Source organism: Microbulbifer hydrolyticus (genome assembly GCF_009931115.1).
Classification (GTDB): domain Bacteria; phylum Pseudomonadota; class Gammaproteobacteria; order Pseudomonadales; family Cellvibrionaceae; genus Microbulbifer; species Microbulbifer hydrolyticus.
Window position 1 is genome coordinate 1,783,928 of sequence record NZ_CP047491.1, and the last position, 13,082, is coordinate 1,797,009.

Sequence of the window (13,082 nt, forward strand, 5' to 3'; positions counted from 1 at the left end):
GGGCAGTGAATTACAGAGTTTCGGTGGATACAGGGAGAGTTCATGAGCGCTTCTGACGAAGAAGGCCACACGCCCGGCAAGGGTGCAAAAACCCGGCTGCGTGCGCTCAGGCAGCAGTGGAAGCAGTTGCGTAAAGAGGCGCGGGAGAAATCCCACTGGGCGGCCGAGCGTCTGTTGGACAAACGTATCTGTATCGGTATCACCGGCCTCAGTGGCGCTGGCAAATCAACACTGATCACCAGCCTTATCTACCAGCTCAGTCATCCGGACAGGGCTCAGCTACCGGGCTTTGCCCCCGCATTGAGCGGTCGTTTACTGGGCGCCGAGTTGCACCCGGCGCTGGATACCGGCCTCCCCCTGTTTGAATATCAAGATTGTCTGGATGCCCTTACCGCCAACCCTCCACGTTGGCCGCAGTCCACCCGTGACCTCTCCGCTCTCGAGTTGCACGTGCACCTGCAGGGGCGTCGCCTGGGTCGGGATTATCAGCAGAAGCTGATACTGGAATTGCGGGATTATCCGGGCGAGTGGTTGATGGATCTGCCGCTGCTGCATATGGATTTTGCCACCTGGTGTCGCCATCAGCGGGACATGCTCAGCGGATCGCCGCGCGCAGAACTGGCGCCCGAGCTGCTGGCGAAACTGCATGCACTATCCCCTGAGTCGATCGTCGATGCGGCACAGCTCGACAGCCTCTGGCAGAACTACCGTCAGTTCCTGCGGGACTGCCGCAGTGAGCGCAAGCTCAGTTATCTGCAGCCGGGAAGGGCGCTGCTCGATAACCAGGAGTACGGCTTTTTCCCGCTACCGGCGCTTGGGCACTTGTCGGAGCAGGCGTTGAATGCGCTTCCGGAAGGGTCGGTTTACAAGATTCTTGAGGCGCGCTATCAGAGCTACGTCGACGAAAATGTCGCGCCTTTTGTGGAGAGCCACTTCCGTCACCTGGACCGGCAGCTCGTGCTGGTCGATCTGATCGGCACACTGTTTGCCGGCGAGGAGTCCCTGGAAGATATGCGCAAGGCCTTTGGGCACATCGCGGATACCTTTCGTTACGGCAGTAACGGGCTTTTGCGCAAGCTGTGGCGCCCACGTATCGACAGACTACTTTTCGCCGCCACCAAGGTCGATCAAGTGCTGGCAGCGGACCACGATGCGCTGCGCCAGCTGCTGGGCCAGCAGCTACAGCAGGTCTTTTCCGGGGCGCGTCACCGCGGGTTGCCGCTGTATTGCGAAGCCATCGCCGCAGTGCGCTGTTCCAATGAAAGTGTACGCGACGGGCGGCGCATGCTCGTGGGGCACGGTATGGATGGCCGCTACCTCGGGTTTGAAAATGCCGAAATCATGGCGCACCTGCCCCAGAACGGTGAGTGGCAACACTATAACGGGGGGCTGCCTCCACAATTGCGTCCGCCGGTAGGGATTGGCCGCGAGGGCTACCTGCCGCACATCCGGATCGATGCGCTGTTGAATCTTCTGTTGGGAGACAAGGTGTAATGGCTGCCTCTGATGAACAATTTGAAACGTCCTCTTCGCCGGGGGACGAACCCCGTCCTCGCCGGCACACCCGCATTGAAAACCTCGAGTACGAAGAACCGGCCGTGCATGAGCGGGCGAGTACCCGGGTAGAGTCGCTGGTTGATGAGCCTGGTGAGCTTCCACGCTCTATTACCACGGGCGAATCTCTTCCCGACAAAATCTCTTTTTCTGAATTGCGGTTGCCGGTGTTTCGCCTGCGGATGTGGAAGCCGGCCCTGCTGGCCGCTCTGGCACTGGCGTTCGGGGCGGTATTCTGGGAGTTGCGCCAGTTTTTCTATTGGGCGGCTGACATGCACTGGAGCCTGGGCCTGCTGGCGGGGGTGATTATCAGTGCGTTGGTCGCAACCATGGCCAGCGCCGTGTGGGAATACTTTCGCGCCGGCAAGCCCTTGCGAAAATTGCAGAAGACTCAGGAACTGGCGGCAGAAGTTCGAGACAGTCGCGCCACGGATGCGGTAGATCCGCTGAATCAGCAGCTACGGGAGCTGTTTGCGGGGAAACCGCAGGGGGCGCTGCTGGCGCGGGTACAGGAGGAAACGCCGGATTATTACGACAACAGCGAGCTCCTGCGCCATCTGGAGCTGAATTTTTTCGAAGCGCTGGATCAGGAGGCGCTGCGGCGTATCGTTCGCCATGCGACAACAACCGGGGCGCTGGTGGGGCTCAGTCCCTTTACTACGCTGGATGTGCTGGTTGCGTTGCGCCAGTCCATGCGCATGATCGACGACGTGGCGCAGATCTATGGTGTACGCCCCTCCATGGTCGTGCGTTGGCGCCTGTTCAAGAAAATACTCGCCCTGGTGGCCTACAGTGGGGCCAGTGAGTATGCGGTTAGCGAGCTGTGGCCTGAGCTGGTGGGAGACAGTATGTTGAGCACGGTATCAGCAAGGCTGGGGCAGGGGATGGGAGCAAGCCTGTTTATGGCGAGAATCGGCCTCGCAGCGGTACATAGCTGCCGACCTATACCGTTTTCTGAAAAGCAGCGTCCACGCTTGGGTGCGCTGACCAGACGCATTGCCAGTAGCCTTAAAGAACGCCTCCTGGGGCGCGAACAAGGCCAGTGGTCGAGTGCGGTTAGTGGAAAAGCCGCAACGGGCGAATCCGTAAAAGTGGGCAAAAAGAGCACCCCGGGCCCCGATTAGCGGGGCCCGGTTGCCAGCGAATCACAGCCTTCGACTTACTGGAACTGCTTCTTCATCAACATGCGGGTGTGATGTTGATCAACCAGCGTGGCCAGGGTTTCATAGCGGCTTTTGATAAACGGGCGGGGATTGTTTGCACCGGTTTCGTCCGGGTATTCGACCCCATCGCGCACCAGCTGGAGTTCCTTGGCCAGATCCTTCATGGCATCGAAGATGGCCTTGGTGTTTTGCTCATCGTAGAAAATGCGGGTTTGGGCCGTATCTGCCAGGTAGGCATCGCACTCACCCAGCCACTCCGAGCGCTGGTTGAGGAAGTTGATGGTATTGCGGATGCCACCCTTGTATTGGGGTTTGAAGTTTTCGTTGACGTATTTACCCAGGCTTCGCATACCGTAATCCACGAATTGCTCCACCAGAGTGTTGCAATAGCTTTCGGTAAGATAGGAGGGGTGCGCTTTGGCGGTCGCCGTGGTCGCGCACAATGCGGCGATCAGGCTTGCCATCACGGCGGTTGTGAACGACCGTTGCATGCCCTTGCGGGAAGCTTTCGGTAAAGAGGGTGCTTTTGATAATTTTGGCGCTTTCATTCTTGAATGCCCTGCTGTTGTTTTCGCTATAAGGCTTGTTATTGTGACAAACATCACATGAATAACGAAACGCCAATCTTATGTCAACGGCTTTTAAGTATGATTTGTCAGTATTGTACTAATTGCAGAACTACTGCGCATTTTTAGCCGCAATTTAGGTGTATTAGGCGCGGTTTCCTGACGGCAGGCCATCGGTCAGGTGAAGAAATTTTGAGCGCTGCGACATCGGCTGGAGCCCGTGATAGATCGTGATTTGCGCCATTGAAAGGAGCACGTTTTGTCAGAATTTGATTTTGATCTCTTTGTAATCGGTGCCGGGTCCGGCGGTGTGCGTGCTGCACGTATGGCCGCCGCGGCGGGTATGCGCGTAGCGGTTGCGGAGGATCGTTACATGGGTGGTACCTGCGTCAATGTGGGGTGTGTACCAAAAAAGCTGTTCGTATATGCCAGCAGCTACCGAGAAGCATTTGAGGATGCCGAAGCTTATGGCTGGAAAGGGCAGGTCGACGCCAGGTTCGAGTGGCCGACCCTGCGGGACAACAATGCAATGGAGATCACCCGGCTCAACGGAATCTATCGAAACCTGCTGGGCAGCGCCGGGGTTCAGGTTATCGATGGCAGAGCGAAGCTGAGTGGTCGCCAGCAAGTGAGTGTCGGCGATACCACCTACAGCGCTGAGCGGGTATTGGTGGCCACGGGCGGGTGGCCGTTTGTGCCGGATATTCCAGGTAGTGAACACGCGATTACTTCCAATGAGGTGTTTTCACTCGAAGTGTTCCCCCGTCGGATACTGGTGGTTGGCGGCGGATATATTGCGGTTGAATTCGCCGGTATTTTCGCCGGTCTGGGTGCGGAAACGCACCTGTCCTATCGTCGCGAGCTGTTCTTGCGCGGTTTCGACAACGATGTGCGCCGGTTTGTCCGGGATGAAGTGGGTAAGAAGCAGGTCAAACTGCATTTCAGTCATGAAGTGCAATCGATCGAAAAGCAGGCAGATGGCACTCTGAAAGTGCACGGTGTGGATGGCAGTGTACTGGACGTGGACGCGGTGCTTTATGCCACTGGCCGCAAACCCAACACCCATGGGTTGGGGCTGGAAAAATTGGGCGTGGTTTTGCATAAGGATGGCACAATTGGCGTGGACGACAACTTTCGTAGCAGTGTGACCTCAATCTACGCGCTGGGAGATGTTACCGGGGGGCCTGAGCTCACCCCGGTTGCGTTGGCCGAAGCCATGGCGCTGGTGAAACACTGGCAGACCGGGAAAACCGCAGAGATCGATTACAACAACATTCCAACCGCGGTGTTCAGCCAGCCAAATATTGGTACCGTCGGCCTGACGGAGGAGGAAGCCCGTCAGGCCGGTATACCCGTTGTGGTCTACAAGTCGGATTTTCGGGCCATGCGTCACTCCGTGAGTGGTCGAGACGAGCGCACGCTGATGAAGCTGATTGTCGACGGAAGTAATGACAAGGTAATGGGTGCCCATATGGTGGGGCCTGATGCTGGTGAAATCATCCAGGGGATTGCGGTGGCAATGAAGGCGGGTGCGACAAAATCCGTATTCGATCAGACTATAGGTATTCACCCTACGGCGGCCGAAGAGTTTGTCACCATGCGTACGCCGGTGGCTGATTGACCGGCCTCGCTGGGCCTTCGCCAGCTGCGCCGTAACGGTCCTCCCCCGCCAGACATTCGCGAACGCTCAAAAAAAGGCTGTGCCGAATAACGGCACAGCCTTTTTTGCATCTTAACCATCTCCTCGCCCAGCGGTGTGGGCCAGTTGGCAAGGCCTGGCAGCGATGGCTGCCGGCAAGCTGGGCACCTGTGCTAGTGCGTACAGGCACCTCTGATAACTGTATCTGTATAAATTTTACGGTCCCCCTCTATCAAGGTGTGTGAAAGCGGTTTATTCAGCTTCTTCAACAGGCTCCAGCTCTGGTAGCTGGTGCCGACGCGACTTGCGACGGTCTCCGCGCTCTTTCAGGCAGCGCTCCACTGAATTGAATGCTCCGGTAACTGCGCGATGGATAGAATCGCTTTCGTTGGTAATGGTGACCGGATTTCCGCTGAGGGCAAGTTCTACGGAAGCCTTGTATTGCTTCCCTTTATGCTTGTGTTGATGGGGGGCTTCGAGGACCACACGGCTACGTATGATGTCGCCACAATAACGTTCGAGCTTGTGTAGTTTCCTGGATACGGTGTCAGCCAGAGCGGCAGATTTGTCGATATCGCGGAACACAATGTTATCGTAAGGCGCAGATTTCATGGGCACATACCTCCGGTTATAAAGGGTCCATGCAGGCCGCAAAGTGCGGTTTGCTGAAAGAAGGTAGGGCGCCCTGTAGGGAGAGTCTGCTCAGCCAGAAAATCGGATCACCAGAGGTCGCATGTTCAATATTTGCCGCATTGGCAATGGTGGTGTTTTGCGCCCGGGCCGGTTTTCCAACTGGGTCAGGAGTATCTCCCTGTAGGTCATAATGCGATTCTCAAAAAAAAAATCAAGCACTTGGATCAATAAAATGTCATAAAAATTTGTTAGTGGCGGGGGAACTTTTTTCGTGCAGTCGATGTTCCATTTTGAGGCGCGAGTCACCGATAGTGCATGAATCTTGTTGGCATGGTCATTGCTGCATATATAAGTCTGGGGTACATTGGCCACCCTCGTGGGGGTGCAGGTAATCTCGGTTGTCCTGGGGGATACACCGCGACTCTGCGAATGGCGCTTTTGCTCCTCGCGACTTCTGAAGTAAAAAAATCAAACAACGGACTTTTGACTATGGCGGTAAACCGTGGCTGCGCTCTGTTTTTTGCGGGCGTGTTGGGGGTGTTTGGCTGGTGTGGACTGGTGCAGGCGGCATCTTCTCTCACCGTTGAGCAGAACAAACTTGCGCGTATGGAACAATCCCAGGAAAACCGGCTGGTAGAACTGGAAGATGTCGAGAACGAAATGCTCGCATACGAATACAAACTCCAGCGTGCGCAGGAGTCACTGTTGAAAGCTCGTGCGAACTACGCGGAGAGCCTTAAAGCGCTCAAGTCCGCAGAGCGGGAGCATAACCTGGGTGCCACGAGTGACACCGAAAGGGCGCTGCACAAAGCGAAACACGCCTACGCAATGGCTGAGCGCGGTGTTGACAGCCGTAACCGTCGGGTGGAAATCATCCAGTCCACGTTCGGAGAGCTGGAAAGCCGCCTGAAGGCCTCCCAGGGCTCGGTCAAGGCTGGCGAGTCCCGTCTCGCTGAGCAGCAGGCACTGGTGGACAAGCTGGTCAAGTCCATGCTGGTGAAGGTGGAGAGCCAAAAAGCGGCGCAGGAACCCGCAGCGGCCGCTCCACCACCGGTAAGCGCGCCATCGGTGCCGGCACCTAGCCTGGCGTCGCTGGAGCCTGTTGCGCCCAGCATAGCCGAACCCGAAGCCGCTGAATCGGACGCCGAGGCTGCTGCAGAGCGTGAGATTGATCCGGAGTTGATGGAATATGTTCGCGGTGAGCGAGAGCGCCTGAGTGAGCTTCTCGGGGAGCTCGAGGAAGGGGAAGAGGGCAAACAAACGTTCCGCAACCTGACTCTTCGCCCCTCCGATGGGGATTCCGTCGAATTCGAATTCCTCGGCCAGAACCAGTATCGACTGATCGCGCCGGTGAGTGCGGGTCGGCAGACCTACAAAATCAACTCGTGGCGCTTCCGTCGCACAATTCCGTCGGACGATGACGGTGAGCGCTACGTGTTTATTTTCGATGCCCGGCGTCTGGCGCGTCCGCGACTGGTCATGTATCCGGAATACGTATTGTCCAAGCTGGACTGACTGGTCAGAAAATAAAAAGGCCCGCTATGCGGGCTTTTTTTATGCCGGTCCGTTCGCGGATGATCTATTCGACTGACCTCGGCTGGGCGGCAGTGCAGTACACGTTTCCTTTGGTGTCATCCTGCGAGGGGGAGTGAAAGTAGCGGTTGGTATTGACTGCCTCCCGTCGCGAGAAGGCTGTGATACAGGGTGATATTGTCCAGTCGACAGATGAAGTCGGCGGGAGCGGCGGGCATCCTTGAAAAGCCCGTACGGCTTCTGGCCAGAGTGAAATGCGGGCGAAACGTTTTGCGCTCTGGTTGCTTGCCAATAGCCGCCATCAGTTTACGGCACTTTTCATGCAGGGCTGTAAGCGCGGGGGTTGGCAGAAGTTCCGCCGCCAGCATTTTGGCTCTGTCCCTGGGGAAGGGGTGTGTGCTGACGATCTGGCCCGGGCAGGTGGGCGATTGCCGGGCGATTTCTCGCAGTCTTTCTTCGATGGAGCCCAGGTGGCGACGCTCTGTATCTCCCAGAAATGCCAGCGTAAGGTGGCGGTTGGTTTCGCTGATCCAGCGGCAGTCCCGAGGCAGGCGAAGCCCCTCCAGGTAAGCGCAAGTGGCATCGAGAAACCGCTGGGTCGCGGCATTGGGAGCGATGCCGATAAAAAGCCGCACTGGCTCCAGATCAGCGTCTGTATCCACGGCGGGCCTCACGTTCTTTTCCTTTGACCAAAAATTTTTCCATTTTTTTATTGGATCCCCTTGAAGGCGGTTGCGCAGCCCCTATATCTAATTGTGAGGGGGCAGGCTCGACAGAGGTGTCTCCCCACAAGCCCGGTCTCTTTCCTGGCAAGGTGCCAAGGGATATTGCCGGGGCTAAACCGCCTGGTATATTTTGTACAGGCGCTATTCCAATATTGCTCTGAATTGAGGATATGACAATGCGTAACTTAGATCTTTCTCCACTTTACCGTTCTGCTATCGGCTTTGATCGTCTGGCCAGCCTGCTGGATACCATGACCACCACCGAACAGAATCAGCCGGCTTACCCTCCCTACAACATCGAGTTGACCGGTGAGGATGCCTATCGAATCTCCATGGCCGTTGCGGGTTTCGACCAGTCTGAGCTGGATATTCAGATGGAACAGAACCGCCTGACTGTCAGCGGCAAAAAGCCGGCTGAAGAAGGCAAGCGCAACTTCCTGCATCGCGGAATCGCTGCGCGCAACTTCGAGCGGCGCTTTCAGCTCGCCGACCATGTGCGCGTGACCGATGCGAAACTGGCCAATGGGCTGCTGCATATCGAGCTGGTGCGCGAAATTCCCGAGGCAATGAAACCGCGCAAAATTGAAATTTCCAGTGGCAACCTACTGCAGTCCAAATCATCCCCTGAGCCAGAGGCGGAAGCGACGCACGTAAAGGTAGGTGAGCAAGCCGCCTGATCGTGTCTTCACCCGAGCCCGAACTCACGCATAAGGGGTCTTCGGGCTCCTGCCCACTGTGCCGCCAGTCGGCGGCACAGTTTTATCATCGTGACAAATTCCGCGATTATTACCAGTGTGCCCGGTGCGCACTGGTATTCGTCCCTCCTGCGTATCATCTGTCTCCCCAGGCTGAGAAGGCCTACTACGAATTACACGAAAACAGCCTGGAGGACGAGGGCTACCGGCGTTTTCTGGATCGCTGTGCAAAACCCGTTTTGGCTCGCCTGTCGCCCGCATCCCGAGGCCTGGATTTTGGCTGTGGCCCGGCGCCACTGTTGGCCAGAATGTTCGAGGAGCGTGGTCACAGTGTATCGACATACGATCTGTACTTTCAGCCGGATGCTTCAGTGCTGGATTGCCGTTTTGATTTCATTGTCAGTACAGAAGTGATTGAGCACCTGGCGAACCCGATGGTGGTTCTGACAAGGCTATGGCATCAGGTCGATGCCGGGGGAATTCTGGCGTTGATGACCAAGCTGGTTGCATCACCCGAGCGCTTTGCCAGCTGGCACTATATTCGCGATCCCACGCACATCGTGTTTTTCAGCGTAGAAACTTTCCACTGGCTGGCAAAGCAGCTTTCCGCCACGGTGGAGTTTCCCAGCCCGGATGTCATTCTTTTGACAAAACCGGATTGAAATACCGATTACTTTCGTTGCTCAGGTGTTTACCCTGAAAAGTTTGGCGCGAACGGTGGTGCGGTACTCGCTCGGTGTGGTGGAGAGAAATTTTTTGAACAGCGCGGTAAAGTGTCCCATGTCCTGGTAGCCGACTTTCTCTGCAATCTCGTTGACGGACAGGTTGCTCGACTGCAGTAGCTCGCGCGCCATGTCTATTCGTACATTCTGCAAGTATTGCAGTGGTGTCTGGCCCGTTGCCAGCTTGAAGCGGCGGTTAAATGAGCGCACGCTCATATCGAAATACTTGGCGACCTCGCTGAGCTTTACATCTTCACTACAATGTTGCTTGAGCCAGGTCTGGGCCTGAACGATATCTTCGTCGGGGTGCAGATGTACCGCCCCTTCCGAATAGGCAATTTCCTCAAAGGGTCGCCGAATTTCGTGCGAGAAGTTTCGTTCTACATGGCTGGCAATGGAAGGGCCATAGAGCTGGCGAATAAGGTGCACGGTGACATCCGCCAGTGCGTTGACGCTGGCGGCGCAGAAGAGCTTGTTCGCCTGGGTGATGAAATACTGTCGCTTGAGTTTTACATCCGGGTAGTCGGATGCGAACTGGTCAAAGTAATGCCAGTGCGTGGTCGCCGGCTTGCCATCCAGCAACCCGGCCTCGGCGAGAAAACATACCCCGGTACCCACCGCGCTGATTGCAGCGCCTTTTTCCGCCTGTTCGTTCAGCCACTTGAGGAGAGGTTTGCTCCGGCGTAATGCGGGACGGGGGTTCCGCCACAGCGCGGGCAGGTAGATGATGTCGCTGTCCGGGGCATCGGCCAGGGCCACATCCGGAGACAGGGAAAAACCCGAGCGGGACTTGACCGGGGCACCATCGATACTGACGGTAACCAGGTTAAGTGGCGCCTGCTTTTTGTCGGCCTTGGGGTCTTCGCCCTGCCTCCGTGCCGCCTTCGCGCCTTCTCCCCGGCTTCTCTCCACTCGCGCGCGGCTTTCCGCCCCACGTAGCATTTCCAGGGGCAGTACCGTTCCGGTGGAGAGCATCTGGTCGAGGAGCATAAATGTGACGGTGGGCATGGGTAACTCTCTGAAGACTGCGTGCGACGATAAGACTGTCTGGGGTAACTGTGACCCGCAAACGGCTTTTGTTCCCGCTGAGGCGAGGCTGTGCCGGGCGGAATGGCCAGATGCTCAAATTTGCTGGCCAGTATGCCCATAACGAGGCCGAATCGCCAGCCCATACACTGGCGCACCATCGGATTTACTCAAAAAATTCGACCCGTTTCTGAATCAGGCAGGAGGTCAGGATGCAGCGCCTACCCGTAATTACCGCGTTTGGGGGATTCAATCCCGCCGGCCGCAGTTCGTTTCACCGCGGCTACAAGCGGCTGGTGCTCGACAATCTTGGTGCAGCGGAGCGAACTGACGTCCTGTCTGACCTCGCCGCACTAATGGGGTTGCGTACCGGTGACGCCGCGCAGGGCGCCCTGAGTGCGGAATTGGAGACGCAGGTACTTCAAGGCACTCTGGTTCGGGAGCTGGAGTCACGATTCTATGATTACCGCAAGTGTCACTTTCACCAGGCCGCAGACCTTAAAAGCGAAAACGGTTTTACGTTTGAAATGTCTGCACGCCAGCTGCCGACCCCACTGCCTGAAGACTGGAAAGTTGAGCCCCTCGACACTGGTCGCGTACGCGTCCATGCCGCCAGTCTTTCTGTAATGTTAGACAGTCACCGCGAAATTTCGGTGGCTTCAGCGGGACAGCTTCCCACCGGTTTTGAGCCTGGCCAGCAATACAATTCCCGTTTTCACCCGCGCGGCCTGCAATTAGCTATCCTTGGCGCCTCCGATGCCGTGCAGTCACTGGGGATTGACTGGGAACAGGTTGCCGAAAAGGCGGGGCCTGACAAAATCTCTGTTTATGCCAGTTCCGCCATGAGCCAGCTCGATACCAATGGTAATGGCGGGCTTCTGCAATCCCGGTTGCGCGGTGGCCGCGTCAGCTCAAAGCAGTTGGCCCTGGGCCTGACCAGTATGCCGGCGGACTTCGTGAATGCATACGTACTGGGTAGTGTGGGTACAACAGGCGCGGTGGCTGGCGCCTGTGCGACTTACCTGTACAACCTGCGAGCTGCGGTAGAGGATATTCGCTGCGGACGCGCTCGCGTCGCTGTGGTCGGTGCGGCTGAAGCGCCACTGGTTCCCGAAGTGGTGGATGGGTATGCCACCATGGGGGCGCTGGCAAACCTGGATGGGTTGCGCAAGATTTTCGGCGACGAAATCGATTTTCGCCGGGCGAGCCGCCCGTTTGGAGACAACTGTGGTTTCACCCTGGGTGAGGGGACCCAGTGGGTTGTGCTCATGGATGATGAGCTTGCACTGGAGCTGGGAGCGCCAATTCATGGCGCGGTTGCGAATGTGTTCGTTAATGCCGATGGTCCCAAGAAGTCAATTTCTGCACCGGGACCGGGCAACTACCTGACCGTCGCGCGCGCCATGGCCGAAGCTCGTGCGATTCTCGGTGAAGACAGTTTGCGCCAGCGCAGTTTTGTGCAGGCGCACGGTTCCAGTACGCCGCAGAACCGGGTTACCGAGTCTGCGATTTTTGATCGTCTTGCGGGGGCCTTCGGTATCGAGAAATGGCCGGTGTGTGCGGTGAAGGCATTTGTCGGCCACACGGTGGCTGCTGCCAGTGGCGACCAGCTGATTTCCAGCCTGGGTATCTTCAACCGCGGTATTCTGCCTGGTATCACGACGATCGACCGCATTGCCGATGATGTGCACCATGAACACCTGAACCTGTCCATGTCTCATGTCGAGCGGGACCCGGAATCTCTGGACGTGGCGTTCCTGAACTCCAAGGGCTTCGGTGGTAACAATGCAACCGCCAGTGTTCTGGCGCCACATATCACGCAAAAAATGCTGGCGAAACGTCACGGCGAGCATGCGATGACCGCTTACCGTAAGCGCAGTGAGGCGCCCGCAGAGCGTGCGGCAACGTACGATGCCCGCGCCAGCCGTGGGGACCTGAATGCCATTTATCGTTTTGGTGAGGGCTTGATCGATGAGGCAGGTATTGCGCTGGACGGTTCAAGTATGACCTTGCCCGGTGTGGCCGGTAGTGTATCCCTGCCAGATGAAAACCCGTTCTCCGACATGGTGTGAGTGCCCCGCGAGCGGACGGCCGGCGCTGTGCGCCGGCGCCAACAGGCGGTAGACTCCCTGCATGTGTTCCGTAGCAGGAAGGATCGGATGACTGAGAAGGATGTGAACTCACCGCCGACGGAAATTACGGGTGGTGATGATGTTGGCGCGCGACTCAAGTCGGTGCGCCAGATGCACGGCTGGTCCCAGCGAGAGATGGCCAAGCGTGCGGGTGTGACCAACGCCACGATTTCCCTCATCGAGCAGGGGCGCGTGAGCCCCTCTGTCGGTTCCCTGAAAAAGGTTCTGAACGGCATTCCCATGTCGCTCGCCGATTTCTTCACGTTTCAGTTCGATAGCCAGCCGCAGGTTTTTTTCCGTTCGACCGAGATGCCCAATGTGGGCCCCGGGCCGATCCAGTACCGTTTGCTTGGTGCCGGCAATAACCAGCGCAGCATGTCGATCCTCTATGAAGTCTACCCGCCCGGGGAAGATACCGGCCCTGAACTCCTGAGCCACGAAGGGGAAGAGGGCGGAATTGTGGTATCCGGGGAACTCGAAGTGACGGTAGGTCGTGAGATTTCCGTGCTGGGGCCTGGTGATGGTTACTATTTCAATAGCCGGCGCCCGCATCGTTTTCGCAATGTGGGTGATTGTGATTGTGTGCTGGTCAGTGCCAATAACCCGCCGAGTGTCTGAGTACTTTCCTATATTTTTTCTGCACCACCATTTTCAATTTGACGCCCTCTCCTTAAAAACTGGCAGTTGCCGCTTC

The 13,082-nt window shown here is 57.1% G+C and carries 12 protein-coding genes; 8 read left to right on the top strand and 4 right to left on the bottom strand.

The window, feature by feature from the left end; genetic code table 11:
- Positions 1 to 42 precede the first annotated feature (42 nt).
- Both GTQ55_RS07520 and GTQ55_RS07525 read left to right on the top strand, forming a co-directional pair.
- Positions 43 to 1,494, top strand: a complete 1,452-nt coding sequence (locus GTQ55_RS07520; protein ID WP_161858174.1) for a YcjX family protein — start codon at positions 43 to 45, stop codon at positions 1,492 to 1,494.
- Positions 1,494 to 2,678: a TIGR01620 family protein gene (locus GTQ55_RS07525; RefSeq protein ID WP_237567881.1), complete on the top strand. Its 1,185-nt coding sequence runs from the start codon at positions 1,494 to 1,496 to the stop codon at positions 2,676 to 2,678. Before GTQ55_RS07520 ends, GTQ55_RS07525 begins: the two co-directional genes overlap by 1 nt.
- 35 nt (positions 2,679 to 2,713) lie before the next feature.
- On the opposite strand, the gene GTQ55_RS07530 is transcribed toward GTQ55_RS07525, so the two are convergent.
- Positions 2,714 to 3,208, bottom strand: coding sequence for a hypothetical protein (locus tag GTQ55_RS07530; RefSeq protein ID WP_221296187.1), 495 nt, complete (start codon positions 3,206 to 3,208; stop codon positions 2,714 to 2,716).
- A gap of 334 nt (positions 3,209 to 3,542) precedes the next feature.
- Here GTQ55_RS07530 and gorA point away from each other — a divergent pair, with 334 nt between their 5' ends.
- A complete protein-coding gene (gorA, locus tag GTQ55_RS07535; RefSeq protein ID WP_161858175.1) occupies positions 3,543 to 4,904 on the top strand; it encodes a glutathione-disulfide reductase in 1,362 nt (453 codons plus the stop codon).
- Between the two features lie 270 nt (positions 4,905 to 5,174).
- Here gorA and GTQ55_RS07540 read toward each other — a convergent pair whose 3' ends face one another.
- Positions 5,175 to 5,534: an HPF/RaiA family ribosome-associated protein gene (locus tag GTQ55_RS07540; RefSeq protein WP_161858176.1), complete on the bottom strand. Its 360-nt coding sequence runs from the start codon at positions 5,532 to 5,534 to the stop codon at positions 5,175 to 5,177.
- A gap of 510 nt (positions 5,535 to 6,044) precedes the next feature.
- On the opposite strand from GTQ55_RS07540, the gene GTQ55_RS07545 reads away from it, so the two are divergent.
- Positions 6,045 to 7,070 carry a hypothetical protein gene (locus GTQ55_RS07545; protein WP_161858177.1) on the top strand — a complete coding sequence of 342 codons (1,026 nt, stop codon included), beginning with the start codon at positions 6,045 to 6,047 and terminating at the stop codon, positions 7,068 to 7,070.
- A gap of 116 nt (positions 7,071 to 7,186) precedes the next feature.
- Here the strand turns inward: GTQ55_RS07545 and thpR are convergent, their stop codons facing one another.
- A complete protein-coding gene (thpR, locus tag GTQ55_RS07550; protein ID WP_161858178.1) occupies positions 7,187 to 7,750 on the bottom strand; it encodes an RNA 2',3'-cyclic phosphodiesterase in 564 nt (187 codons plus the stop codon).
- 239 nt (positions 7,751 to 7,989) lie between these two features.
- Between thpR and GTQ55_RS07555 the strand changes: the two genes are divergently transcribed.
- Positions 7,990 to 8,490 carry an Hsp20 family protein gene (locus GTQ55_RS07555; RefSeq protein ID WP_161858179.1) on the top strand — a complete coding sequence of 167 codons (501 nt, stop codon included), beginning with the start codon at positions 7,990 to 7,992 and terminating at the stop codon, positions 8,488 to 8,490.
- A gap of 2 nt (positions 8,491 to 8,492) precedes the next feature.
- Complete coding sequence (locus tag GTQ55_RS07560) at positions 8,493 to 9,170, top strand: class I SAM-dependent methyltransferase (RefSeq protein ID WP_161858180.1); 678 nt, start codon at positions 8,493 to 8,495, stop codon at positions 9,168 to 9,170.
- A gap of 21 nt (positions 9,171 to 9,191) precedes the next feature.
- On the opposite strand, the gene GTQ55_RS07565 is transcribed toward GTQ55_RS07560, so the two are convergent.
- Complete coding sequence (locus GTQ55_RS07565) at positions 9,192 to 10,238, bottom strand: GlxA family transcriptional regulator (RefSeq protein ID WP_161858181.1); 1,047 nt, start codon at positions 10,236 to 10,238, stop codon at positions 9,192 to 9,194.
- 230 nt (positions 10,239 to 10,468) lie between these two features.
- Here GTQ55_RS07565 and GTQ55_RS07570 point away from each other — a divergent pair, with 230 nt between their 5' ends.
- Both GTQ55_RS07570 and GTQ55_RS07575 read left to right on the top strand, forming a co-directional pair.
- Positions 10,469 to 12,328: a beta-ketoacyl synthase N-terminal-like domain-containing protein gene (locus tag GTQ55_RS07570; RefSeq protein WP_161858182.1), complete on the top strand. Its 1,860-nt coding sequence runs from the start codon at positions 10,469 to 10,471 to the stop codon at positions 12,326 to 12,328.
- Positions 12,329 to 12,415: 87 nt separating this feature from the next.
- On the top strand, positions 12,416 to 13,006 hold the full coding sequence (locus GTQ55_RS07575; protein ID WP_161858183.1) for a cupin domain-containing protein: 591 nt from the start codon (positions 12,416 to 12,418) through the stop codon (positions 13,004 to 13,006).
- Positions 13,007 to 13,082 lie beyond the last annotated feature (76 nt).